This window comes from Nocardia kruczakiae NBRC 101016 (assembly GCF_001612965.1).
In the GTDB taxonomy this organism is placed as follows: domain Bacteria; phylum Actinomycetota; class Actinomycetes; order Mycobacteriales; family Mycobacteriaceae; genus Nocardia; species Nocardia kruczakiae.
Map to the genome: position 1 here is coordinate 133,726 of NZ_BDBL01000007.1, position 24,634 is coordinate 158,359.

21 protein-coding genes are annotated in these 24,634 nt (G+C 68.5%); 14 read left to right on the forward strand and 7 right to left on the reverse strand.

The window, feature by feature from the left end; translation table 11 throughout:
• Positions 1-60: 60 nt before the first annotated feature.
• From NK1_RS07715 to NK1_RS07725, 3 genes are all read left to right on the forward strand, one after another.
• Positions 61-966, forward strand: coding sequence for an AraC family transcriptional regulator (locus NK1_RS07715; protein WP_245660386.1), 906 nt, complete (start codon positions 61-63; stop codon positions 964-966).
• Between the two features lie 104 nt (positions 967-1,070).
• Positions 1,071-1,484: a DoxX family membrane protein gene (locus NK1_RS07720; protein ID WP_063007844.1), complete on the forward strand. Its 414-nt coding sequence runs from the start codon at positions 1,071-1,073 to the stop codon at positions 1,482-1,484.
• A gap of 443 nt (positions 1,485-1,927) precedes the next feature.
• The gene (locus tag NK1_RS07725) at positions 1,928-2,380 is read left to right on the forward strand and encodes a universal stress protein (protein WP_063007845.1); all 453 of its coding nucleotides are present in this window, start codon (positions 1,928-1,930) and stop codon (positions 2,378-2,380) included.
• A 27-nt stretch (positions 2,381-2,407) separates the two neighbouring features.
• Here the strand turns inward: NK1_RS07725 and NK1_RS07730 are convergent, their stop codons facing one another.
• A complete protein-coding gene (locus NK1_RS07730) occupies positions 2,408-4,795 on the reverse strand; it encodes a HelD family protein (RefSeq protein ID WP_063007846.1) in 2,388 nt (795 codons plus the stop codon).
• A 202-nt stretch (positions 4,796-4,997) separates the two neighbouring features.
• Complete coding sequence (locus NK1_RS07735) at positions 4,998-6,338, reverse strand: diguanylate cyclase domain-containing protein (RefSeq protein ID WP_310406498.1); 1,341 nt, start codon at positions 6,336-6,338, stop codon at positions 4,998-5,000.
• A gap of 306 nt (positions 6,339-6,644) precedes the next feature.
• Between NK1_RS07735 and NK1_RS07740 the strand changes: the two genes are divergently transcribed.
• Both NK1_RS07740 and uvrA read left to right on the forward strand, forming a co-directional pair.
• Positions 6,645-7,787: a beta-ketoacyl synthase N-terminal-like domain-containing protein gene (locus NK1_RS07740; protein ID WP_063007848.1), complete on the forward strand. Its 1,143-nt coding sequence runs from the start codon at positions 6,645-6,647 to the stop codon at positions 7,785-7,787.
• Between the two features lie 131 nt (positions 7,788-7,918).
• Positions 7,919-10,873, forward strand: coding sequence for an excinuclease ABC subunit UvrA (uvrA, locus tag NK1_RS07745; RefSeq protein ID WP_063007849.1), 2,955 nt, complete (start codon positions 7,919-7,921; stop codon positions 10,871-10,873).
• Positions 10,874-10,933: 60 nt separating this feature from the next.
• Here uvrA and NK1_RS07750 read toward each other — a convergent pair whose 3' ends face one another.
• Together NK1_RS07750 and NK1_RS07755 are read right to left on the reverse strand one after the other, a co-directional pair.
• Positions 10,934-12,232, reverse strand: a complete 1,299-nt coding sequence (locus tag NK1_RS07750; RefSeq protein WP_063007850.1) for a hypothetical protein — start codon at positions 12,230-12,232, stop codon at positions 10,934-10,936.
• A complete protein-coding gene (locus NK1_RS07755; RefSeq protein WP_063007851.1) occupies positions 12,232-12,453 on the reverse strand; it encodes a hypothetical protein in 222 nt (73 codons plus the stop codon). Before NK1_RS07755 ends, NK1_RS07750 begins: the two co-directional genes overlap by 1 nt.
• 198 nt (positions 12,454-12,651) lie before the next feature.
• Between NK1_RS07755 and NK1_RS07760 the strand changes: the two genes are divergently transcribed.
• The 3 genes from NK1_RS07760 to NK1_RS07770 all read left to right on the forward strand — a co-directional run bounded on the left by NK1_RS07760 (position 12,652) and on the right by NK1_RS07770 (position 15,309).
• Positions 12,652-13,620, forward strand: a complete 969-nt coding sequence (locus NK1_RS07760) for an NAD(P)H-dependent flavin oxidoreductase (protein WP_063007852.1) — start codon at positions 12,652-12,654, stop codon at positions 13,618-13,620.
• A gap of 241 nt (positions 13,621-13,861) precedes the next feature.
• Complete coding sequence (locus NK1_RS07765) at positions 13,862-14,689, forward strand: class I SAM-dependent methyltransferase (protein ID WP_063007853.1); 828 nt, start codon at positions 13,862-13,864, stop codon at positions 14,687-14,689.
• A gap of 5 nt (positions 14,690-14,694) precedes the next feature.
• Positions 14,695-15,309 (forward strand): TetR/AcrR family transcriptional regulator, encoded by a 615-nt coding sequence (locus NK1_RS07770; RefSeq protein ID WP_063007854.1) that lies wholly within the window; start codon positions 14,695-14,697, stop codon positions 15,307-15,309.
• A gap of 22 nt (positions 15,310-15,331) precedes the next feature.
• On the opposite strand, the gene NK1_RS07775 is transcribed toward NK1_RS07770, so the two are convergent.
• Positions 15,332-15,706, reverse strand: a complete 375-nt coding sequence (locus NK1_RS07775) for a DUF1844 domain-containing protein (RefSeq protein ID WP_051042309.1) — start codon at positions 15,704-15,706, stop codon at positions 15,332-15,334.
• Between the two features lie 376 nt (positions 15,707-16,082).
• On the opposite strand from NK1_RS07775, the gene infC reads away from it, so the two are divergent.
• The 4 genes from infC to NK1_RS07795 all read left to right on the forward strand — a co-directional run bounded on the left by infC (position 16,083) and on the right by NK1_RS07795 (position 18,419).
• Positions 16,083-16,763: a translation initiation factor IF-3 gene (infC, locus tag NK1_RS07780; protein ID WP_063007855.1), complete on the forward strand. Its 681-nt coding sequence runs from the start codon at positions 16,083-16,085 to the stop codon at positions 16,761-16,763.
• Between the two features lie 66 nt (positions 16,764-16,829).
• The gene (gene rpmI / locus NK1_RS07785; protein WP_030518931.1) at positions 16,830-17,024 is read left to right on the forward strand and encodes a 50S ribosomal protein L35; all 195 of its coding nucleotides are present in this window, start codon (positions 16,830-16,832) and stop codon (positions 17,022-17,024) included.
• A gap of 73 nt (positions 17,025-17,097) precedes the next feature.
• Entirely contained in the window at positions 17,098-17,478 is a 381-nt protein-coding gene (gene rplT, locus NK1_RS07790) for a 50S ribosomal protein L20 (RefSeq protein WP_025348785.1), read from the forward strand.
• 71 nt (positions 17,479-17,549) lie between these two features.
• The gene (locus NK1_RS07795; RefSeq protein WP_063007927.1) at positions 17,550-18,419 is read left to right on the forward strand and encodes a TrmH family RNA methyltransferase; all 870 of its coding nucleotides are present in this window, start codon (positions 17,550-17,552) and stop codon (positions 18,417-18,419) included.
• A gap of 60 nt (positions 18,420-18,479) precedes the next feature.
• On the opposite strand, the gene NK1_RS07800 is transcribed toward NK1_RS07795, so the two are convergent.
• Positions 18,480-20,894 carry an MFS transporter gene (locus tag NK1_RS07800; RefSeq protein WP_245660387.1) on the reverse strand — a complete coding sequence of 805 codons (2,415 nt, stop codon included), beginning with the start codon at positions 20,892-20,894 and terminating at the stop codon, positions 18,480-18,482.
• Between the two features lie 190 nt (positions 20,895-21,084).
• Positions 21,085-21,657: a TetR/AcrR family transcriptional regulator gene (locus tag NK1_RS07805; RefSeq protein ID WP_063007856.1), complete on the reverse strand. Its 573-nt coding sequence runs from the start codon at positions 21,655-21,657 to the stop codon at positions 21,085-21,087.
• 235 nt (positions 21,658-21,892) lie between these two features.
• Between NK1_RS07805 and NK1_RS07810 the strand changes: the two genes are divergently transcribed.
• Positions 21,893-23,218, forward strand: coding sequence for a DHA2 family efflux MFS transporter permease subunit (locus NK1_RS07810; protein WP_084460674.1), 1,326 nt, complete (start codon positions 21,893-21,895; stop codon positions 23,216-23,218).
• 213 nt (positions 23,219-23,431) lie between these two features.
• Entirely contained in the window at positions 23,432-24,580 is a 1,149-nt protein-coding gene (gene pheS / locus NK1_RS07815) for a phenylalanine--tRNA ligase subunit alpha (protein ID WP_063007858.1), read from the forward strand.
• Positions 24,581-24,634: the final 54 nt, after the last annotated feature.

Consider the following 24,634-nt stretch of genomic DNA (forward strand, 5'->3'; position numbering starts at 1 on the left):
CCTCGCGGGGAATGGATCTTGTAAGAAAGCGACAGCCTCGTCCGCGGCGGGAGACGGGCCGTGCCGGCCGGTGAGGAGCGCGCGAAAAGCGCTGCGCTGCATCCGGTTCCGGTGCCTCCGCCGGAGGTCACCAAGGGCATCCTGCATCCCCGCGAGCAGGAGCGTCACCGGCGGCTGATCCGGTTGCCGGCCGGCCCGCAGACGGCCGAATTCGTCGAATGGTATTGGTCGGTCTCCTGGGATCTGCGCGGCCGGCCGCCCTATCAGGCGCAGGTGCTGCCGTTCCCCTCGGTCAACGTCAGCTTCGAACGATCCGCCACCCGCACCGGCGGATTCGTCAACGGTGTGACCACCGGCAAATTCGTGCGCGAACTGACGGGGAAGGGGGAGACCTTCGCCGCCAAATTCCGTCCCGGCGGCTTCGGCGCCTTCACCGGCATCGACGTCGGCGCCCTGCGCGATACCGCGATCGAACTGACCGAGGTGCTGCCGGAGGCCGCGGGCCTGACCGAACGCGTGCTGGCGACCGACAGGGCCGAGGAGCGCCGTGACATCGTCGACGCCTATTTCGCCCGGGCCGCGGGCCGCCGCGCACCCGACGACAACTACCTGCTGGTGTTGCGGATCATCGCCGCGATGGAAGCCGAGCCCGAGCTGACCCGGGTCGATCAGGTCACCGCCCGTTTCGACATTCCGATCCGCACCCTGCAACGCCTGTTCCGCCGCTACGTCGGCGCTGGGCCGAAATGGGTGTTGCGCCGCTATCGCCTCCAGGACGGCGCACAACTGCTGGCACAGGGCCGCACCGACGATCTGGCGACGCTGGCGCTGGAACTCGGCTATTTCGATCAGGCCCATTTCGGTCGCGAATTCGCGACCGAGATCGGAATGGCGCCGCTGGAATACGCACGCGCATCGCTACTGTCACACCACGCCTCACCGGGCGATCCCGCGCCGGATCGCTGATTCGTTTCAGCCGCCCCGGTTCCGGGAATATCCGAACTCATAAGTAGTTGAATTCTGTACTACCAGCCCGGCGGCGGTGCTGCCGGCCGACAGAGGAGTTGGCGATGAGTGTTCTGGTGCTGATCGGGCGCATTCTGTTCGTCATATTGTTCGCGAGTTCGGCGATCGGGCATCTGACCCAGGCCGACGCGATGACCGGCTACGCCCGCAGCAAGGGTGTTCCGATGGCGAAGGGGGCGGTGCTGGGTTCTGGGGTGGTCCTGCTGCTCGGCGCCTTGAGCGTGCTGCTCGGAGTGTGGGCCGATCTGGGTGCGCTGCTGCTGTTCGTCTTCCTGCTGCCGACCGCATTCCTGATGCACCCCTTCTGGAAGGAATCCGATGCGCAGGCCAAGCAGGGCGAGATGATTCATTTCAACAAGGATCTCGCATTGGCCGGTGCGGCCCTGATGCTGTTCGCCTTCTTCGCCCGCGTCGACGATCTCGGCGCCACAATCACCGGACCGTTATTCCACCTCTGACGAACGCGGAAGGACCCGCATTCCACATTCGGCGGTTATTGCCTCGCGTATCCGGAAACCGCCGGAATCGGTTCTCGCCGTCGTGAATTGTGAGTTCTCACCATCACGCCCGGGTGCGCTCTGTGCATCCGGGCAATCGCGGTCCGGGCAATTGAGGAAAACCGTTCTGTGACGAAAATCCCAGGGCCACAAGCGGGTTCGCGACTGCGACGACGATCGCAGCGCGACACCGCCGGATTCGGGATCGGCGCTGGTGAGACGGGGTCGCGCGGCCGCCGGGCCGGCGAATGTGTCCTGTGGATCGCGGGGCGCATCGATGTGATGTATTGCGATTGTCGATGATTCCGCCGCGATAACGGTTATGGTCTAGCGCAGTTGCCCGCGCGGGTTTCTGCTCCGGAATTGCGCGCAGGCATCCGCCCACTTGTACGTTTGGAGGAAAGATGACCGCCTACCGGTCCATTGTCGTCGGTACCGATGGCTCGGATTCGTCGTATGTCGCTGTCGAGAAGGCTGCCGCGCTGGCCGGCGACGCGGGCGCCACCCTGTACGTCGCGTGCGCGTACTACCCGACCGACGACCGCGATGTGGCCGCCGCGGCCGACGTCCTCAAGGACGAGGCCTACCAGGTACGCGGCTCGGCCCCCACCAACGAGATCCTGCGGGTCGCGCGGGACAAGGCGGTCGCCGCCGGGGCGGCCAACATCGTGGAGCGGGCCGTCGTCGGCGAACCCGTCGAATCGCTGCTGAACCTGGTCAAGGAGGTGGAGGCCGATCTGCTGGTCGTCGGTAACCGCGGCCTCAACACCCTGGCCGGGCGCCTGCTCGGCTCGGTGCCCTCCGATGTCGCCCGCAAGTCGCGCAGCGATGTCCTGATCGTGCACACCGTCCGCTGACGTTCGCATGACCGGCCGCCCGGGGCCTCAGCGCAATGCGCCGAGGACCTCGGGCAGCGTCCCGGTGTGCACCACCGATAATCGCTGGGTGGCACGGGTGAGCGCCACGTACAGATCGTTGAGCCCGCGCGGCGATTCGTCCAGGATGGCCTGCGGTTCCACCAGCACGACCGAGTCGAACTCCAGGCCCTTGACCTCGGCCACCGTCAGCACCTGCACGGACTCGCCCGCCAGCGAGGCGAATTCGCTCACCGTCGCATGCGGGGCCAGGACCGCCGTGATGCCCGGCTTGCCGGCCTCGGCGGCGACGAGTTCGGTGACCGCGGCCAGCGAACCGCCGGCCGCGACCTGCACGGCCCGCGGCGGAAAGCCGGATTCCCGGACCGACCGCGGGATGGTCGCCTCCGGATCGATCGCCGCCAGCACGTCGGCGGCCACCGCCATGATCTCGGCGGGCGTGCGGTAGTTGACCGTCAGTTCCGTGAGCTTCCAGCGCTGTGCGACATAGGGTTCGAGCATCCGCTGCCACGACGACGCGCCCGCCGGATCGCCGGTCTGCGCCACATCGCCGACCACCGTCACCCAGCGATTCGGAATGCGCCGCATCACCATTCGCCACGCCATCTCCGACAGTTCCTGCGCCTCGTCGATGATCACGTGTCCGTAGGTCCAGCTGCGGTCGCCGGCGGCCCGCTCGGCGGTCGTCTGACGATTGCGCACATGCTGGCGTTCGGCGAGCTGACCGGCGTCGATCAGGTCGTAGGCCATCAGGATTTCCGGATCCAGGTCGTCCTCGAGGTCCTGCGGCGCCGAACCGGTCAGGATGTCGAGCGCCTCCTGCGCCTCGGCCAGCTGCGCACGCCACCGCCGGCGGGAGCGCTCCCGCTCCTCGGCGTCGTCGATGCCCAGCAATTCGGCCAGCTCGTCGAGCAGCGGCGCGTCCGCGGCCGCGAAGGCGGGCCCGCTCGCCGGGTCGAGGGCGCGGAACAGCTCCTTGCGGTCCTCGGCGCTGAGTCGGTCCGCGGCACGCGCCAGCCGCTCAGGTTCGGCCCACAGGTCGGCGAGCACCTGCTGGGGGGTCAGGATCGGCCACAACTGCGCGATCGCGCGCTGAATGCCGGCGTCGGCACGCATCTCGTCGCGGATCTCGGTGAGGTCGGCCTGGCTCAGCAGATTGCGCCCGGAATTCGACGGGCGGCGGCCGGCGGCGGCATCGGCCTCGTCGACGGTGTCGGCGAACTGGTCCTTACCGATGATCTGCGCCAGCTGGTCGGTCAGCGCGTCGACCACCGAGGCGGCGAAGATCGGGCGGGCGAGGTTGTGTGGGCGGCGCGAGGAGCGGGCCCGGCCGCGAGCGCGGGTGGCGATCTTGCGATCCAGCGTCAGCTCGTACCCGTCGAAGTCGAGGCGGACCGGGTCGCGCGGCACCTCCTGCCGGTCGCGCACCGCCTTCTTCAGCACATCGAGCATGTCGAGCGAACCCTTGAGTTCGCCCGCGCGCAGCGAATCCTCCAGTGTCGCTTCGACTCCCGGATACAGATTGCCGATCGTGGACAGCAGCACACCGGTCTCGCCCAGTGACGGAAGCACCTGGCCGATGTAGTCGAGGAAGGTGGAATTGGGGCCGATGATCAGCACACCGGCCTTGTCGAGCTGCTGACGGTAGGTGTAGAGCAGATACGCCGCACGATGCAGCGCGACCGCGGTCTTGCCGGTACCCGGACCGCCCTGGACCACCAGGACGCTGCGGTGTTCGGAGCGGATGATGGCGTCCTGCTCGCTCTGGATCGTCTCGACGATATCGGTCATATGGCCGGTGCGCGCCGCGTTCAGGGCGGTGAGCAGGGCGCTCTCACTGCCGACGCCGCCATCGTCGGACTCGATCGCGCCGGCGCGGCGCGCCATCTCCAGATCGAGGTATTCGTCGCTGATTCCGGTCACGTTGCGATTGCGCGAGCGGATGTGCCGGCGCCGAGTCACGCCGTCGGGGGCAGCGGTGGTCGCGAGGTAGAACGGCCGGGCCAGCGGGGCCCGCCAGTCGAGCAGCAGGGTGTTGTAGTCGTCGTCCTCGTCGAGGATGCCGAGGCGGCCGATGTAGCGGTACTCGCCCTCGGCGCCCGTCTCGCCGGGGTCCTCGGTGTTCTCCGCGGCCAGATCGATCCGGCCGAAGCACAGCCCGTTCTCGGCGGCGTCGTATTTGGCCAGATCCTCGGAGTAGAGCTGGGTGAACGATTCGCGTTCGCTGCGGGCCTGCGGGGTGCCGCCGGTTTCCAGCAACACCGTCCGCAGCCGGCGCTGTGCGTATTCGCGCATACCGTCCAGCCGCTGATACAGCAGGGTGAGATAGCTCTGCTCCCGCTCCAGTTCGGCGGCGCGATCGGTGGCGGGGCGATCCTCGGTGAGGCGGTCGGGCAAAACGGAACTCCTTGTCACCACAGGGGCCGAGCGGGCCGCGCGCGAAGAGAACGGAATCGTCGAGTCTAGTTGGGGTTCGCCGGACTCGCCGTAGTCGCAGGTGAACGCGCCGCGAATACGGTAGTGAAATGTTGCACCACCAGGCCCGTGCGATCGGGCGCGGCGGACAGCAGGGCGTGTTCGAGGATCATCCGCGGATCTTTCAGGAGGCGTGGGTGTTGTTCGGCCGCCGTCCCAGCGCGTTGCTCTCGGAGGTCGCCGGCTTGGCACGGTACATCGCCAGATCCGCGTCGTGCAGCACCGCTTCGGGAGTGCGCGGATCACCCGGGCGCAAAGCGGTGACGCCGATCGAGGCCTCGATGTGGATGCGGTGGCCGCGGGCGATGATCGGCTCGGCCATGGTCTGGCGCAGCCTGGTGATCAGTCCGTCCAGATCGTCCGGCTGTGTGCGGCCGGACAGCAGCACCAGGAATTCGTCGCCGCCGATACGGCCCACCACGTCGTCGGTGCGCAGGCCGCGCTGCAGCCGCTGGGCCACGATCTGCAGCACCGTATCGCCGATCGCGTGGCCGAGGGTGTCGTTGATCGCCTTGAATCCGTCGAGGTCGATGAACAGCACGTTCGACACCGGCGACTGTTCGTCGACGCCCAGCGCGGTCGCCAGCCGCGAGAGCACCAGCGACCGATTGGCCAGCCCGGTGAGCGGATCGTGGGTCGCCTGATACTCCAATTGCCTTCGGCTGGCACGGAATTCGGTGACATCGTTGAACGAGGAGACGGCCGGCGAGTCGGGTGCGCCGGGGTTGAGCAACCGGCTCGAACCCGACAGCCAGCGCCGCTGCCCGTCCGGGCGGTCCACGCCGAACACGTAGCGGGAGATGGTTTCCCCGGTGGCCAGCGTCCGCGCCACCGGGTGATGGCTCGGGGCCAGCGGCTGGGCGTTCGCGTCCAGCAGCGCCAGCGGCAGCGAATCGATGCGGCGGCCGATCAGATTGTCGCCCTCCTGACCGAAGATGCGCAGCGCCGCCGGGTTGATCGATTCGATCCGGCCCTCGCGGTCGATGACGACCACACCCTCCTCGAGTTGCGACACCACGGCCGTGAAGTGGTGTTCGGCCCGGCGTTGCGCGGCCTCGGCCCGGCGTTGCGCGGTGAGGTCGTGGATCACCACCTGATAGGCGAGCCGGTTCTGCCAGACGGTGAGCACCGAGACCGTCTCGACGTCGACGGCCTGGCCGTCGCAGCGGATCAGGGTCATTTCCGCTGTTTCGGACGCGTCGCCGGTCTGATGCAGCCGGTCGATGCGCTCGAGCATCGCCGGCACGTCACGTTGCGCCACGAACTGGGCGACCGGATGCCCGACCACCTCGTCCACTCCCGGGGCGGCCAGCAGCCGCACGATCGCCGGATTGGCGAAGACGACGACGCCGTCCTCGTGCACGACGACACCGTCGGGACTGTGCTCGACCAGTGTGCGGTACCGCTGGGCGAGTTGCTCGGCGTCCATCACGCCGTCGGACCGGTTCTCACCTGCCTCAACCACATGTAACCCCCTGATCATGGTCTGTTCAGGTCAATTGGCGCACGGGATCATTCTGATGGTGACGTACCGCGGATCACAGTGTGGACGGTATTGGTTCGGTCACAGTTCAGGTGCTGATCGGGCGGGTGGGTGATCATGACGGGTGCCGGTTCCCGTGTTGTCGGCGGAGGGTACGCTGTCGGGTTCGGGTACGGTCCGGTCGGGGGGCCGGACCGGGTGTGACGCCGGAGGCAGTAGCCCAGGCCGGGTGTAGGAGCGCGAATGCCGAGCACAACCCCGATATCAACTCGAGAATATCAAGATCGTATGCCGATCGCAGGTATCGGCGTGGTCAGCGGTTACGGCTGGGGCCGGGAAACGCTGTGGCGCGGTCTGCACACCGGTAAGGCGGCCGCCGGGCTCTACCCCGGCTACGGTCCCGACCGCGACGAATACGCGTGGGTTGCGCTGGTACCCGACGGCGGCGACGAGTCGCTGAGCCCGAGCCGATACGCCCGCGCGGTGCAGGAGGCCGCGCGCGAGGCGATCGCCGATGCCGCCGAACGAGGCTGGCGTCCGGGCGGCACGGTCGGGGTGATCCACGCGATCGTGCTCGGCGATGTCCGGGACTGGGAGGATTTCTACCTCACCGACGACAGCCGCCGTCGTTCCCGCGACTATCTGCGGCTGCTGCCGTCGACCCCGATTTCGCTGCTGATGCAGGAGTTCGGCTTCCACGGACCGTCGATGAACGTCTCGGCGGCCTGCAGTTCGGCCAATGTCGCGCTGATCACCGCGCAGATGTGGCTGGATCAGGGTTTCGCCGACGACGTCGTGTGCGTGACCACCGACCTGTCGTCGAGCCCCGATATGGTTCACCACTTCGTGCAGATGGGCGCGGCGGTGATCGACGCCGATCCGCTGGAGGCGTGCCGGCCGTTTCAGGAGGGCAGCCGGGGATTCAGCTTCGGCGAGGCGTCGGTGGCGTTCGTGGTCTCCCGGCAGGTGGAGCGGCCGTACTGCGCGATGCTCGGCGGGGCGATGACCAATGACGCTTATCACGTCGTGTCCGTGGACCCCGGTCTGGAGCGGATACTGGACTGTACGCACCGGGCCCTGGACCGGGCCGGGGTGCGCCCCGGGGACGTGAGCTACTACAACGCCCACGGTCCGGGGACCCGGCAGTGCGATGTGGCCGAACGGGCCGTGCTGGCGCGGATCTTCGACGACCGCCCGCAGGTCTATTCGATCAAACCGCTGACCGGACATTGCATGGGTGCGGCGGCCGGCGTCGAGATCGCGGCGACGGCCCTGGGTTACGAGCGCGGCGTCGTGGTGGCGCCGCCGATCGTGGCCGAGGCGCATCCTCGCCTGCTGGACGGACCCACCCCGTTCGACGGCGGATTCACGGTGAAGACCTCGCTCGGTATGGGCGGGCACAACTCCGTGGTGGTGCTCGGTCCGGCGTGACGACCGGGCCCGCTCGCGGCGGTGCCGAGGCGTCCGCTCGCGGTCGTGTCGCCGAACTTGTCGGTGGGTGTGCCTAGCATGGCGTCCGGGGAGATTCTGGACGCCGAATTTCGATCGAGAAGGGACAGCCGGTGGCGGATCTGTTGACCGTGCGCGGAGCTCGGGAGCACAACCTGAAGGGAGTGGACCTCGACCTGCCACGCGACAGCCTCATCGTGTTCACCGGACTCTCCGGATCCGGTAAATCGAGCCTCGCCTTCGACACCATCTTCGCCGAGGGTCAGCGCCGCTACGTCGAGTCGCTGTCGGCGTACGCGCGCCAGTTCCTGGGGCAGATGGACAAGCCCGATGTGGATTTCATCGAGGGACTCTCCCCGGCGGTGTCGATCGACCAGAAGTCGACCAACCGCAATCCGCGCTCGACCGTCGGCACCATCACCGAGGTCTACGACTATCTGCGCCTGCTGTACGCCCGCGCCGGAACGCCGCACTGCCCGGTCTGCGGTGAGCTGATCGCCAAGCAGACCCCGCAGCAGATCGTGGATCAGGTGCTGGAGATGGAGCCCGGCACCCGCTTCCAGGTGCTGGCTCCGGTGGTGCGGACCCGCAAGGGCGAATTCGTGGACCTGTTCGACCAGCTCAACACCCAGGGGTACTCCCGGGTGCGCGTCGACGGTGTGGTGTATCCGCTCACCGAGCCGCCGAAGCTGAAGAAGCAGGAGAAGCACGACATCGAGGTCGTGATCGACCGGCTGGCGGTGAAGCCGACTTCCAAACAGCGACTGACGGATTCGATCGAGACGGCGCTGCGGCTGGCCGACGGCATCGTGGTCCTGGACTTCGTCGACCGCGACGAGCACGCCCACGACCGCGAGCGGCGGTTCTCCGAGAAACTGGCCTGCCCGAACGGTCACCCCCTCGATATCGAGGATCTGGAACCGCGGTCGTTCTCCTTCAACTCGCCCTACGGCGCCTGCCCGGACTGCACCGGTCTCGGCATTCGCAAGGAGGTCGATCCGGATCTGGTGGTACCCGATCCGGAACTGAGCCTCAACGACGGCGCGATCGCCCCGTGGTCGCGCGGGCAGACCGCCGAATACTTCAACCGGTTGCTGTCCGGGCTGTCCGAGGCGATCGGCTTCTCGATGGACGCGCCGTGGAACACGTTGCCGCTCAAGGCCCGTAAGGCGGTACTCGAGGGCAGCTCCGACCAGGTGCACGTGTCCTACACCAACCGCTACGGCCGCAAGCGGTCGTATTACGCCGATTTCGAGGGCGTGATGCCGTTCCTGCAGCGGCGGCTGGAGAGCACCGAATCCGAGCAGATGAAGGAGCACTACGACGGGTACATGCGCGATGTGCCGTGCCCGGTCTGTAGCGGTGCGCGACTGCGCCCGGAGATTTTGGCCGTCACGCTCAACGCCGAGGGCGGGCGCCGCTCCATCGCCGAGGTGTGTGATCTCTCGATCCGCGACTGCTCACGCTTCCTGAACTCGCTCGAGCTGGGGGAGCGGGAGGCCGCGATCGCCGGTCAGGTACTCAAGGAGATTCAGGCCCGGCTGGGCTTCCTGCTCGACGTCGGCCTGGAATATCTGACGCTGTCGCGGGCGGCGGCGACGCTGTCCGGCGGTGAGGCGCAGCGCATCCGGCTGGCCACCCAGATCGGCTCGGGGCTGGTCGGCGTGCTGTACGTGCTGGACGAGCCGTCCATCGGCCTGCACCAGCGCGACAACCGGCGTCTGATCGAAACCCTCACGCGGCTGCGCAATCTCGGCAATACGCTGATCGTGGTCGAACATGACGAGGACACCATCCACTCCTCGGACTGGGTCGTCGACATCGGCCCGCTGGCCGGCGAGCACGGCGGCCAGGTCGTCTACAGCGGCCCGTACCCGGGACTGCTCGAGGATCCGAACTCGCTGACCGGCGCCTACCTGTCCGGTCGCGAGGTGATCGAGGTGCCGCTGGTGCGCCGGCCGGTGTCGAAGAAGAAGCAGCTCACCGTGGTCGGGGCGAACGAGCACAATCTGCGCGGTATCGACGTGGCCTTCCCGCTCGGCGTGCTGACGTCGGTGACGGGCGTCTCCGGCTCCGGGAAGTCGACGCTGGTCAACGACATTCTGGCGACCGTCCTGGCGAACAAGCTCAACGGTGCGCGACAGGTGCCCGGCCGGCACACCCGGATCAACGGGCTCGACCATCTCGACAAGCTGGTGCAGGTCGACCAGTCGCCGATCGGACGCACCCCGCGTTCGAACCCGGCCACCTACACCGGCGTCTTCGACAAGATCCGGACCCTGTTCGCGGCCACCACCGAGGCCAAGGTGCGCGGCTATCAGCCGGGCCGGTTCTCCTTCAACGTCAAGGGCGGGCGGTGTGAGGCCTGTTCCGGCGACGGCACGTTGAAGATCGAGATGAACTTCCTGCCGGATGTGTACGTGCCCTGCGAGGTGTGCCACGGCGCCCGCTACAACCGGGAAACCCTCGAGGTGCACTACAAGGGCAAGACCATCGCCGAGGTACTCGACATGTCGATCGAGGAGGCGGCCGAATTCTTCGAGCCGGTCACCTCGATCCACCGTTACCTCAAGACGCTGGTCGATGTCGGCCTGGGATATGTGCGGCTGGGCCAGAGCGCCCCGACGCTGTCCGGTGGTGAGGCGCAGCGCGTGAAACTGGCCGCCGAGCTGCAGAAGCGCTCGACCGGGCGCACGGTCTACATCCTCGACGAGCCGACCACCGGCCTGCACTTCGAGGACATCCGCAAACTGCTCGCGGTGATCAACGGATTGGTCGACAAGGGCAATACGGTGATCGTCATCGAACACAACCTGGACGTCATCAAGACCTCCGACTGGGTGATCGATATGGGTCCCGAGGGCGGCTCCGGTGGTGGCACCGTGATCGCAGAGGGCACCCCGGAAGACGTTGCGGCCGTTGCCGACAGCTACACCGGTCAGTTCCTGCGCGAGGTCCTCGACAAGCCGGCCGCACCGAAGAAGACGACCAGGGCCAAGAAGGCGACGGCTGCCAAGTCGGCGGCTGCGAAGCCGGCCGGGCGCCGCAAGACCGCCGCCGTCGGCTGAGCCCCGAGCATCGCGCGACGGACTCGCCAGGTTTCCGGTGGGTCCGTCGCGTCTGGACGTTCAGACGGCGTCCCAGCTGTCGGCGCCACGGCGCCGGCCGAGCTGCCGACGCCGGAAGAAGACCTCTTCCACCGAGACCGAACTGGCGGCCACCGCGCCGGCCACCGTGGTCAGCCGCGGGTCGTCGCCGCGTTCGTCCAGATGCCATTGCACACCCGCGCGGCGCTCCGGCGGCAGCATCGCCCAGCGGCTGCCGATCCGCGTCTGGACCGAATGATCACCGGTGGCAACGATATCCAGCAGGACGGGCCATAGATCGGCCTCGGTGGCGTGCGAGGGCAGGGCCGCGATGGTGGCATCGGACTGCTGCGCGAGCATATCGGCCAGCGCCGGCCGCATCGTGGGATCGAGCTGTGCCAGCAGGGCGAACAATCCGCGCCAGGGTGCCGGATCGGAGCAGCCCTCCAAGCCCTGCAGCAGGGCGGCGGTGACCGCGGTATCGGTGAAGATCGGCAGTGCCGCCATCGAAGCCAGGGCGGCCGGACGCAAGGTGTCGAAGAAGACGGCCATATCGCGCACTGCTCGCCCGTGGATCGCGGTCGTCACCAGATTGCCCAGCACGGCGGGCGTCCCGAGGCCCAGCACGATATCGCCGACATCGGCGACGACGTCGGTGTCGCAGCGCGCGAAGATCGACAACGCCGCCAGCCGCAGTTCCGGCGACCCGTGCAGGACGGTCTGGATCATGCGCGGCATCCGGCGCGCCGGGCCGTTCAGCAACTGGCGCAGCACCGCAGTCAGGGCGCTGGTCGAGAACGCGAACGATGCCGAGAAGATCAGGCCTTCGTCGTCGGGCACGCCGCGCTCCACGGCCTCGATCAACCGTGGCGAGGCATAACCGAGAAACGGTCCGGCGGTGATGTAGTCGCGCCGGCGCAGCACCTCGTTGACGATCTGCACGATCGGTTCCGGCGGCGCGATATCGGCCAGTTCGCCGACCGTGCGCGGATCCAGATACGGCGCGCAGTCGGCGGCGTAGCCGACGCCCAGCAGCGCGACGGTTTCGGCGGCCTTCTTCGGATGGTCGACGCCCACCGCGCCGGCCGCGCGCCCGGTCAGCGCCGGCGGCACCAGCTTCTGCACCAGCGGCATCGAGATGCCGAGCGGGATGATCGGCACCAATCTGCTTATGCGCTTGAAGGTTTCGGCATGCTGATCGAAGACGATCGCCGCCATTCGCTGCTGTAATTCGTGCAGATTCCCGGCGCCGAGCCGTTCCAGATGCGCGAGCCGTTCCGGCGGTACGTGCAGGGTGCGGGCGAGCAGGATGAGCTGGGCGCGTGTTACCGGATCCGTCATCAGTCCAGCAGGTTCCCGAACATGATCTTCTTCGCCGGCGTGCGCAGCGGTCGCGGCAGGGCGCTGATCATCGCGTCCACCGACTGCGACAGCGCCGTCGACTCCTCCTGACGTGCCTGCGTGAACAGCAGCAACAGGTCGGCGCACTCGTGATCGGTCAGTAGATCCGTGGCGGCGGTCGGGCCGCCGAGTTCGTGGTCCAGATCTCTTCTGGCGGTCATGCTGCACCCCGATATCGTCACGTCTTCCGCTGGAACGTACCCAGGAAGACATTCGGCGAATCATAGAGGGTGGCTACCGTGTGGCGACGGCGAAAATGCCCGGATTGGGGCAAGTCACCGCGCGAAGTGGGTGGTGCTCGAGCGCGATAACGACCAACCGGTCCGCGCGCCGCCGCACACACCTGCGACGATCGGGGTATGCCGATCCCGACCGCGTTCACCGAAATCCTCTCCGTCCGCCACCCGATCGTGTCCGCGCCGATGGGTGGGGAAGCGGGCGGTGCGCTGGCCGCCGCGGTGTCCGAGGGTGGCGGCCTGGGGCTCATCGGTGGCGGTCGCGGCGATCGGGAATGGGTCGAGCGCGAACTGCGACTGGTACGCGAGAACACCACCGCGCCATGGGGAGTCGGCTTTTTGAGCTGGGCGATCGACCGGACCGTCCTGGACCACGCGCTGTCGTTCGACCCCGCGGCGGTCCTGTTGTCCTTCGGCGATCCGCTGCCCCTGGCCGCGACCGTCCGGGACGCCGGTGCGGTGTTGATCGTCCAGGTCACCGATGCCGACGAGGCGCGCCGGGCGCTGGACGCGGGCGCGGATGTGCTGGTGGCGCAGGGCAGCGACGCCGGCGGGCACTGCGCCGCCCAGGGCATCGGGACCCTCTCGTTCGTGCCGACGGTCGTCGATCTGGCGGGTGCGGTGCCGGTGCTCGCCGCCGGTGGCATCGCCGACGGTCGCGCGATCGCGGCCGCCTTGGCGCTCGGCGCGGCGGGAGCGATGGTGGGCACCCGCTTCCAGGCGACCCACGAGGCCCTGGTGCCCGCCGAACTGGGCAAGGCCCTGGTGGATGCCACCGGCGGCGATACCGAGGTGAACTGGACCCTCGACATCGCGCGCGGCGCACCGTGGCCCGAGAAGTATCCCGCCCGCACGCTGCGCAACCCCTTCATCGACCGGTGGCGCGGGCGCGACGACGAACTGCGCACCGACGAGGCCGCCCTGCGCGAGTACCGTGACGCCGCCGCCCGCAACGACCTCACCGCGGTTCCGGTGTGGGCGGGCCAAGCCGTCGACCGGATCACCTCGATCGCTTCGGCCACCGAATTGGTGGGCGTTCTCGCCGCCGAGACCGAAGCGGCTCTGCGCCGAATCGCTGTGCGCGACAACTGATCCGCGACGGACTCGTAAGCCGCGTTGCCCCGGTGGCCCGCCGGTTCGGCCGGGACGCGTGATTCGCCCAGGGTGCTCGGGTGTCCGATCCGCCGACACGGCTGAGGAATGCAGGGGCTCGATGGTGGCCGGAATTCCGTGGCCGCTGATGCGCTGCGGCCGTTGACGACCGTACGTCCCGTCGGTCACTATGAACACTCGTTCATGAACGCGTGTTCATAATAATCGCGAGGAGACCGTGATGACCCACATCGTCAACACCGCACAGTCCGAGGCGTGGAACGGATACGAGGGCGAACACTGGGCAGACCATGCCGGCCGCTACGACGCGGTGAACTCCGGAATCAACGAGCCGTTGCTGGCCGCGGCTCAGGTCGGGCCGGGAGATCGCGTCCTCGATATCGGTTGCGGGAACGGGCAATTGACGCGAGCGGCGGCGCGCAGGGCGGCCTCGGCGACCGGGGTCGACCTCTCCGGGCCGATGCTCGCGCGGGCGCGCCTGCTCGCCGAAGCCGAAGGCGTGCGCAATATTTCGTTCGAGCAGGGCGATGCCCAGGTGTTCGGCTTCGCACCCGGCTCCTACGAGGTGGCGATCAGCCGGTTCGGCATCATGTTCTTCGCCGACCCGGTGGCGGCGTTCACCAATATCGCCCGCGCGCTGGGCCCCGGCGGGCGGCTCGCGGTGGCGGTCCCGGCCATGGCGGACTCGGAGATCGCCGGCGTCTTCGCCGCCGCCGCGGCGCATCTGCCCGGCTTCGAGGTGGGACACGGCTTCGACGTCTTCGCCGATCCCGAGGCCGCCGCCGACCTGCTCGGCGCGGCCGGATTCGCCGGTATCGGGAACGAACTCGTCGTCACCGACAGCGTCTGGGGCGCGGACGTCGACGATGCCACCGAATTCGTCGTGGGCTGGGGGCCCGTCCGATATCACCGGCTGCGCAACGATTTCCGCACCGATGCCGAGGTCCGGGCAGCCGTCGCCGCCGCGCTCGCGCCGTACGCCGGTGACGGCCCGGTCCGGTTGCGCGCGGCCTCCCGGCTCGTCACCGCCACCGTCGCACTACCGTAATCCGCATGTCACCCCGACGGGCGGCGGCGCTGCACGACCGCGACGACCGCGATCTGCGTGCCCATCTGATCGCCACGGCCGAGAAATTGTTCGCCGAACAGGGCAGCGCCGGGCTCACCGTGCGCGCCATCGCGCGGGCGGCCGGGGTGTCCGACGGGGTGCTCTACAACCATTTCGCCGACAAGGAGGAACTGCTCGCCGCGGCGCTGCGGGCCCACGTGGAATCGGTGGATCGGAGCTTCCCGCCGCTGCCCGCCGCCGGGAGCGGCGATCTCGCGGAGAACCTGGCGGTGTGCCTGCGTCAGGGGCTGGCGCTGCATCAGGCGGTATTGCCGGTGTTCGCGGGCCTGATCACCCAGCCCGCGGTCCTGGCCAGATTCGCCGAAATGCAAGGCCGGCAACGGATTTGGCGCGAGGAACTGGTCGTCTATCTGCGTGCCGAACGCGATCTGGGACGGCTGGCGGCCGATGCGGACGTCGATGCGGCCGCCGCCGTCCTGGTGGGCATCTGCCACGACGCGGTGCTGTCGTCGTTGCTGTCGGGAGCGTCGCGCCCGTTCGCGCCACCACCGGTCGATGCCGTCGTCGCCACCCTGCTGTCGGGGATCGCCGTGCGGTGAATCCCCGGCGCAGAACCTCAGCTCAGTAGACCGGCCCGGTGTACTTCTCGCCCGGTCCGGCGCCCGGCGCGTCCGGATGTGCCGACGACTCCCGGAACGCGCGCTGCAGCGACTGCAGACCCTCGCGGATGGGGCCGGCGTGCGGGCCCAGATATTCGACCGAGGCCGTCACCAGGCCGGCGAGGGCCGTGATCACGCGGCGGGCCTCGTCCAGATCGCGGCGAGGGCTGGAATCGGGATCCTCGTCGGCGAGGCCGAGCTTCTCGGCGGCCGAGCTCATCAGCATCACCGCGGCCCGGCTGATCACCTCGACGGCGGGGATGTCGGCCAGCTCCCGCACCGTTTCCTGATCGGCGGACTCACTCAGGGCCGACGGGTCGCCGGCATGCTCGCTCATATCCGTAGCATGTCATCGAGTTCGCGCCGACGAGTTGCGGGGGCGGCCGATTGGGAGTAGGGGCGCCTGCGGTGTTAAAGTGGTCGGCGACGACCGCCCCGGTCTCGTGTTGGAACCGATCCAGCGCATCGGCTCGGGGCTGTAAGTGGAGCCCGACTCCCACCATCGGCCGGCCTGCGTGCCAGGTTCGATGGTCCGGTCACCCGCCGTATGCGGCGGGTTCTCGCTCGGATCCGTCCGTGGCGAGGTCGAGGTGGCAGTCCTGTTGGTGGACGCCCGCGGCGACCGGTCGACATTCGGGCCCCGTGGCGGTGAAATACCGCAACGGGGCTTTCGTGTTGGGTATGGGGTTGCAGTTGTTGCTCGCGGTCGTTGGATGACACCGCTTGACCTAGGAGGCCCCATCAGCACTGAGACCCGCATCAACGATCGCATTCGCGTGCCCGAGGTCCGACTCATCGGACCGGGGGGTGAGCAGGTGGGGATCGTGCGTGTTGAAGATGCACTACGCGTCGCCCAAGAGGCTGACCTCGACCTCGTCGAGGTCGCACCGGACGCGCGTCCACCGGTCTGCAAGATCATGGACTACGGCAAGTTCAAGTACGAGACCGCGCAGAAGGCGCGCGAGTCCCGCAAGAACCAGCAGCAGACCGTGATCAAGGAGCAGAAGCTCCGTCCGAAGATCGATGACCACGACTACGCGACCAAGCGGGGACACGTGATGCGGTTCCTCGAGGCCGGGTCGAAGGTCAAGGTCACCATCATGTTCCGTGGTCGCGAGCAGTCGCGTCCCGAACTCGGGTTCCGGCTGCTGCAGCGGCTGGCCTCCGATGTCGCCGACCTCGGCTTCGTGGAGACCTCCGCCAAGCAGGACGGCCGGAACATGACGATGGTCCTCGCACCTCACAAGGGTGCGAAGACCCGGGTGAAGGCGCAGACCGCCGCGCAGCAGACCGCGCAGCGTGGTTCGTCGCCGGGCAGTTCCGCGCCCGCTGGGGGCGACGCTGCGGCGGGTTCGGCGCCCGCGCCGGAAGCCGAAGCGGCCAGCCCGCAGTAAACCGATACAGCACCGGCGGTATCGCACGACGCGATGCCGCCGGAACGAGACAAGATTGAGGAATCCATGCCGAAGATGAAGAGCCACAGCGGCACCTCGAAGCGATTCAAGGTGTCCGGTCGCGGCAAGCTGCTGCGCCAGCAGGCGAACCGTCGCCACCTGCTCGAGCACAAGTCCAGCCGCCGGACTCGTCGTCTGGACGGCACGGAGGTCGTCGCGCCCGCTGACGTCCGTCGCGTGAAGAAGCTGCTCGGTATCTGAGCGCGCTCGCGCACCGTTCCCTCTCCCAACCTGTGGGCGCCGCCGCGCCCCTCGATCGAACAAGGACTGACCAGTGGCACGCGTCAAAAGGGCCGTCAACGCTCAGAAGAAGCGCCGTTCCGTGCTCGAGGCCTCCAAGGGCTACCGCGGGCAGCGCTCGCGGCTGTACCGCAAGGCCAAGGAACAGCAGCTGCACTCGCTCACCTACGCCTACCGGGACCGCCGGGCGCGCAAGGGTGACTTCCGCAAGCTGTGGATCGCGCGCATCAACGCCGCGGCTCGGCTCAACGACATCACCTACAACCGCTTCATCCAGGGCCTGAAGGCCGCGGGTGTCGAGGTCGACCGCAAGATCCTCGCCGAGCTCGCCGTCTCCGACGCCGAGGCGTTCGCCGGCCTGGTGGCGGTGGCCAAGGCCGCCCTGCCGGAGGATGTCAACGCGCCGGCCGCCTGAGCTGCGACCAGTTGACCAACACGTCGAAACGACCCGCGGAGCGCGGCTCCGACGACCGGACGAATCCGGAACTGTCGGAACGCAATCCGCGGGTCGTTTCCGCTGTCAAACTGCACCGCTCCGTGTCGCGCCGCAAAACCGGCCTGTTCCTGGCCGAGGGCGCCAATTCCGTGGCCGCGGCCCTGGATACCGAGCGGGTCGAGGAGCTGTTCTACTCGACTCGCGCGGCCGAACGCGAACACGAACTGGTGGCCACGGCCGCCGCGCTGGGCGTGCGCACCACGCTGGTGAGCGAGCGCGCCGCCGAACACTTGGGTGAGACGGTCACCCCGCCCGGATTGGTCGCGGTCTGCCGCCTCGTCGATCGGCCACTGGCACAGGTTGTTTCGCCGCGCGGAGACGTACGGGGTGCGCCGCCGGCCGCGGAGCCCGGGCCTGTTTCCGGAAAGGTAGCCTCGGGTTCCCGCTTGCTCGCCGTTCCGGTCGAGATCGCCGATCCCGGAAATGCCGGAACCCTGATTCGTGTGGCAGACGCGGTCGGTGCCGATGGTGTGGTGCTGGCGGGTGATTCGGTGGATCCGCACAACGGCAAATGTGTGCGCGCCTGCGCGGGCAGCCTGTTCCACGTCCCGATCGCCCGCGACCGCGATATCGACGCGGTGCTGACGACCCTGCGCGACAACGACATCACCGTTCTGGCCACCACCGCGCGCGGCGAGGTCGACCTCGACGACGCCGACGATCTGCTCCGTGCCGCGGGCGAATCCGGCGGCACCGCATGGCTTTTCGGCAACGAGGCGCACGGCCTGGACCCCGCCGTCGCCGCCCGCGCCGACCACCGCATCCGCATCCCCATCCACGGCCGCGCGGAAAGCCTGAATCTGGCCGCTGCCGCCGCGATCTGTCTCTACGCCGACGCCCGGGTGCGCCACCGCCCATAGCGGCCCCGAATACGACTGTGGGCGCCGGATATTCGTATCCGGCGCCCACACTGTCGCTGATCAGTCGCGCGGGTGCGCCAACTCGATCACGTGGTCGTCACCGGTGCCCGCGGCCAGGGTCAGCGTGGAGGTGGTCGCCGGGTAACCGGCCGCCACCACCGTGTAGTCGCCGACCGCCAGATTGGCGAACAGGTAGCTGCCGTCCGCGTCGGTGGTGGTGCTGTCGATCACCGCACCTCCCGCATCGACGAGGGTCACCCGGGCATCGCGCAGCGGACCGTGGGCGCCGTGCACGACACCCCGCAGTTGCGCGCCGCGCGAGAGCACCACGTCGAGCTGGGTGATGCCCTGGCCCGCGACCTCCGCCGGCAACGCCACCGGCTGGAACGTGGCGGCGTTGACCGCGACGGTGACCGGTCCGGGAACCAGTTCGGTCAGCGCGTAGTCGCCCTCGGGGCCGGAAGCGCCCGCCGCCAGGACGTCACCGCGGCTGTCGGTGACGATCACCAGCGCATCGGCCACCGGTGTGCCGTCGTCGGCCGCTCGCACGGTGCCGGCCAATCCGCTCATGCCGCTCAGGCGCACATCGTGTTCCAGCGGTCGCGCGCCCACGGTGATCGGCGTGGCCTGCGGCTGGAAGCCGTCGGCGGAGGCGATCAGCACATAGGAACCGGGTTCCGGTGCGTCGAGCGCGTAGTGCCCGTCGCCACGGGCGATGGCACGGCCGATCTGGCGGCCGGTGGGGGAGATCAGGGTGAGCGCGGTGCGCGTCACCGGTGAGCCGTCACCGGCCTGGACACGGCCGTGGATCGTGATTCCGGTGCTCACGAACTCCTCCGGCACCAGGCCCGAGGCGTCCTCGGCCATGATCTGTGCCGGGAGCACCGGCTCCGGGCCCGATTCGGCGGCCTGGGCCAGCGCACCGGTGGTCCGCAGTGCGACCTCCTTGATGAACAGGGTCAGCAGGAAGGCGACGAGCGCGATGGGCGCCGCGATGAAGAACACATCGGCGATGCCGTGACCGTAGCCGTCCTCGACGACCGTGCGGACCGGGCCGGGCAGGGCGGAGATGTCCGGGATCTGGTTGCCACCGCCCATGGCTTCGGCCGCGGCCGGGTTCAGGTGGCTCAGCCCGTCGCTGATGTAGTCCTTCACCCGCTCGGCCATCACCGCGCCGAGCGCCGAGACGCCGATCGCACCGCCGAGGCTGCGGAAGAAGGTGACCAGCGAGCTGGCCGCGCCCAGTTCGTGCGGCGCCACCTGGTTCTGGGTGCACAGCACCAGGTTCTGCATCGTCATACCGATGCCCAGGCCCATCAACGCCATGTAGATCGCGACCAGCCAGTAGTTGGTGTCGTAGCGGATGGTGCCGAGCAGGCCCAGTCCGGCGGTCACCAGGAAGCCGCCGGTGACCAGCCACGCCTTCCACCGGCCGGTGCGGGTGATGATCTGGCCCGACACCGTGGAGGAGATGAACAGGCCGCCGATCATCGGGATGGTCATGATGCCCGACATCGTGGGCGATTCGCCGCGCGCCAGTTGGAAGTACTGGCTGAAGAACACGGTGCCCGCGAACATCGCGACACCGATGAACAGCGAGGCGGCCGAGGCGAGGGTGATGGTGCGATTGGCGAACAGGTGCATCGGCACGATCGGCTCGGCGGCCCGCAGTTCGGCGAAGACGAACAGTACGGCCAGGGCGACGGCGCCGAGCACCATCACCAGGGTCTGCCAGGAGGCCCACGCGTACTTGTCGCCGGCGAAGGTGACCCACACCAGCAGCAGGCACACCGCCGCGGTGACCAGGAAGGCGCCCAGCCAGTCGACCTTCACCTCGCGCCGGGTGACGGGCAGCCGCAGCGTGCGCTGCAGCACGATCAGGGCGACCACCGCGAACGGCACACCGACGTAGAAGCACCAGCGCCAGCCCAGCCAGCTGGTGTCGGTGATGACACCGCCGAGCAGCGGGCCGCCGACGGTCGCCACCGCGAACACCGCGCCCAGGTAGCCGCTGTAGCGGCCGCGTTCGCGCGGCGAGATCATCGCGGCCATCACGATCTGGGCCAGTGCGGACAGACCGCCCGCGCCGATGCCCTGCACCGCGCGGCAGGCGATCAGCATGCCCGGATTCTGCGACAGGCCCGCGACCACCGAGCCGGCCACATAGATCAGCAGGGCGATCTGGACGAGGGCCTTCTTGCTGAACAGGTCGGCGAGTTTGCCCCACAGCGGGGTGGTGGCCGTCATCGCGAGCAGGGAGGCGGTGACGACCCAGGTGTAGGCGGACTGTCCGCCGCCCAGCGTGCCGATGATCTTCGGCAGCGCATTGGTCACGATCGTGGAGGAGATGATCGCGACGAACATGCCCAGCAGCAGGCCGGACAGGGCCTCCATGATCTGCCGGTGCGTCATCGCCGCCGCTTCACCCGTATCCGGGGATCTGCGCGCGGCGTCGTTCGCAGAGGTGATTGCCATCGTTCTCTTTCCGGAAGCGGTCGATGCGGCGGTCGGCCGGTGGGGGCCGATGTCGCCGCAGCAAGAGGTGTTCGGGGGATATCAAACAAGTTGATTAACGAAAGTAACTATAATCCTGTGAGAACGCTGCGCAAAGGCCGAAGGGGCGGTGTGCTCGATCACATCGGCGCAAAAGAGACGAAACGCCTGGTCAGTCGTCCTGGAGGCAGGCGTTGATTTCCTCGGCCCAGCGGGTCGGCACCGCATCGGGACCGATCACCTGCATGGCCGTCATCACGGTGATGAGCATGCCGGTGGCGATGAATTGACGGGCGTCGTCGGCATCGGCGCCGGTGAGTTCGCGGACCAGATCGTAGATGCGGCCGAAGCGGTCACGGACGTGGTCGCCGATCGCCGGATCGGCGCTGGCGGAGAAGCCGTGCAACAAGAGGAGCGGCAATTCCCGTTCGGCGAGGAAGGTCTCGTATCCCTTGCCGAGTGCCTGCAATGCTTCCTGGGCGGTCGCGTTCGCCGGCGCATCGGCGCGCGCCGCGCGGAAGACCTCTTCGATCCGCCCGCAGGCCTTGTTGACCGCGGCGACGAACAATCGTTCCTTGGTGCCGAACAGCCGGATCACGTAGGGCTGCGACACTCCGGCGAGCCGGGCGATCTCGTCGGTTTTAGTTGCGGCGTAACCGGTTTCGGCGAACGCGGTGACCGCGGCGGCCAGCACCTGCTCGCTGCGCTCGGCCGCGGTCAGGCGCGTGCGGGTCGAGTCCGCCATGGTCCTCCTTACGTCGTTCGACGGTCACGGTAGCGCGGTGCGGGCGGGCGTAAGGCCCGGCACCGTCACCTGTTGACATGTTATCAGCGAATGCATACTCTTTCGGCATCAAGTTATCAGTCGATAACAACAAAGGATCTGCGATGACCACCACCCTCGAAACCCCCCCCGCGCCGGTTCATCCGGCGCCACCGCCAGGCCGCTCGGCGCGATCCTCGCCGCCGTCGGCATTCCGATGTTCATGGTCACCCTGGACAATCTGGTCGTCACGAACGCGCTCCCGGTGATCCGCACGGAACTGGGCGCATCCCTGGCCGACCTGCAATGGTTCGTCAACGCCTACACACTGTCTTTCGCGTCGCTGCTGCTCACCGCCTCGGCGCTGGGCGACCGCTTCGGCCGCCGCCGGATGTACCTGGCGGGTATCGCCCTGTTCACCCTCGCCTCGGCGGCATGCGCGCTGGCGACCGAGCCGTGGATGCTCATCCTCGCCCGGGCGATACAGGGCTTCGGTGGCGCCGCGGTCATGCCGCTGTCGCTGACGCTGCTGGCGAATGCGGTGCCGGTCGCGAAGCGCAGCGCGGCGATCGGGATCTGGGGTGGTATCTCCGGACTCGGAATCGCCGTCGGCCCGGTGGTCGGCGGCCTGGTCGTCGACGGGCTGAGCTGGCAGTGGATCTTCTGGCTCAATGTGCCGATCGGGTTGCTGGCCCTGCCGTTCGTGGCCCGAGTGCTCGGCGAATCCTTCGGCGGCGGTAAGCGTTTGGACCCGGTGGGGCTGGTGCTCTCGGCCGGCGGCGTGCTCTCGGTCGTGTGGGGCGTGGTGCACGGTGCCGACGACGGCTGGACCTCGGCGCCGGTGCTGGCCACACTGTTCGCCGGCGCCCTGGCCCTGATCGCGTTCGTCGGATGGGAACTGCGCTCGCCGGCGCCGATGTTGCCGATGCGGCTGTTCCGCTCCCGGGCTTTCGCGGTGATGAACGTGTCGGCGTTCGCGTTCGCGGTCGGCGTCTTCGGTTCGATCTTCCTGCTCGCCCAGTTCTTCCAGGTGGTTCAGGGATACTCACCGCTGGCGGCCGGGGTGCGGACGCTGCCGTGGACGATGGCGCCGATGGTCGTCGCGCCGCTGGCGGGCCTGGTGGTCGACCGGATCGGCGCGCGAACCCTCATCGTGGCTGGGCAGGTGTTGCAGGCGGCCGCGCTGGCCTGGATCGGAGCGATCGTCACCGCCGACCTGTCCTACGCGTCGCTCATCGGCCCGTTCCTGCTCGCCGGTATCGGCATGGGCCTGACCTTCGCGCCCGGTTCGACCGTCGTGATGGCCAGTGCCCCGCCTGCCGATCAGGGGGTCGCGTCGGGGACCAACAACACCATCCGCGAGGTCGGTGTGGCGATGGGCGTCGCGATCCTGGCGTCGATCTTCGCCTCCTACGGTTCGTACCTCAGCCCGGCCGATTTCGTCGCCGGCATGGCGCCGGCGGTCCGGGTGGGTGCCGTGGTCGTGGCGCTGGGCGCGTGCGCGACGGCATTGCTGCCGCGCCGGATCACCCCGGTCGGGTAACCAGGGGCAGTAGAGACACGCGCACCGCCCGGATGTCCGGGCGGTGCGCCTGTCGTATCTCGGATTGCCGGAATATCCGGGCGAGGCGGGCTGCCTGCATCGCTTACGATTCGACCGGCCGCACTTGCTTTCGGGCTGGGTCGTTAGCCTATAAGCAATAGCGTCCAGGCAAATCGCACGGACCCGACCAGCCCAGGGGAGAGACGAACCATCGTGGCCGACGAGAAGGATGCAGCCGAGCAGTCAGCGACGCCGGCGGAGGCGCTCAGCGAAGAGGCTCTCTCCGCTGCGGCCGCCGCCGCGGAGAAGGCGTTCGCGGCCGCGGCCGACCTGGATGCGCTCGCCACCGCCAAGACCGAGCATATGGGCGGCAAATCGCCGATCGCGCTGGCTCAGCGGGCGATGGGCGGGCTGCCCAAACAGGACAAGGCCGATGCCGGTAAGCGCGTGAACGTGGCCCGTGGCCGCGTGTCGGACGCCTTCGAGGCCCGCCGCGCCCAGCTGCTCGCCGAACGTGACGCCGCCGTCCTGGTCGCCGAGGCGATCGATGTGACGCTGCCGGCCCGGCGGGGTCCGATCGGCGCTCGCCATCCCATCACGGTGATCTCCGAGCAGATCGAGGACGTCTTCGTCGGCATGGGCTGGGAGGTCGCCGAGGGTCCCGAGGTGGAGACCGAGCACTTCAACTTCGACGCGCTGAACTTCCTGCCCGACCACCCGGCCCGCACCATGCAGGACACCTTCCACGTGGCGCGGTATATATCGGCGTCCGAGGCTGGGCCTGCGGGGTCACGCTCCGCTACCGCCTCCGGCCCTGACGCCTCGGACGCGGAAGGCTCCCGCCAGGTCCTGCGCACCCACACCTCCCCGGTCCAGGTGCGCTCGATGCTGTCGCGCGAGCTGCCGATCTACGTGGTCTGTCCGGGCCGGACCTTCCGCACCGACGAACTCGACGCCACCCACACCCCGGTCTTCTCCCAGGTCGAGGGTCTGGCCGTGGACAAGGGCCTGACCATGGCGCATCTGCGCGGCACGCTGGACGCCTTCGCGCGAGCGCTGTTCGGACCGGATACGCGAACCCGCATGCGCCCCAACTACTTCCCGTTCACCGAGCCCTCCGCCGAGGTCGACGTGTGGTTCCCGGACAAGAAGGGCGGCGCCGGCTGGGTCGAATGGGGCGGCTGCGGCATGGTCAACCCGAAGGTGCTGATCGCCAGCGGGATCGATCCCGAGGTCTACAGCGGATTCGCCTTCGGCATGGGACTCGAGCGCACCCTGCAGTTCCGCAACGGCATTCCGGATATGCGCGACATCGTCGAGGGCGATGTGCGCTTCACGCTGCCGTTCGGCATCCGCGCCTGAGTCCGGCCTCCCACACCCACCACCCGAGAACCTTCATACGAGGAAGCGAAACGT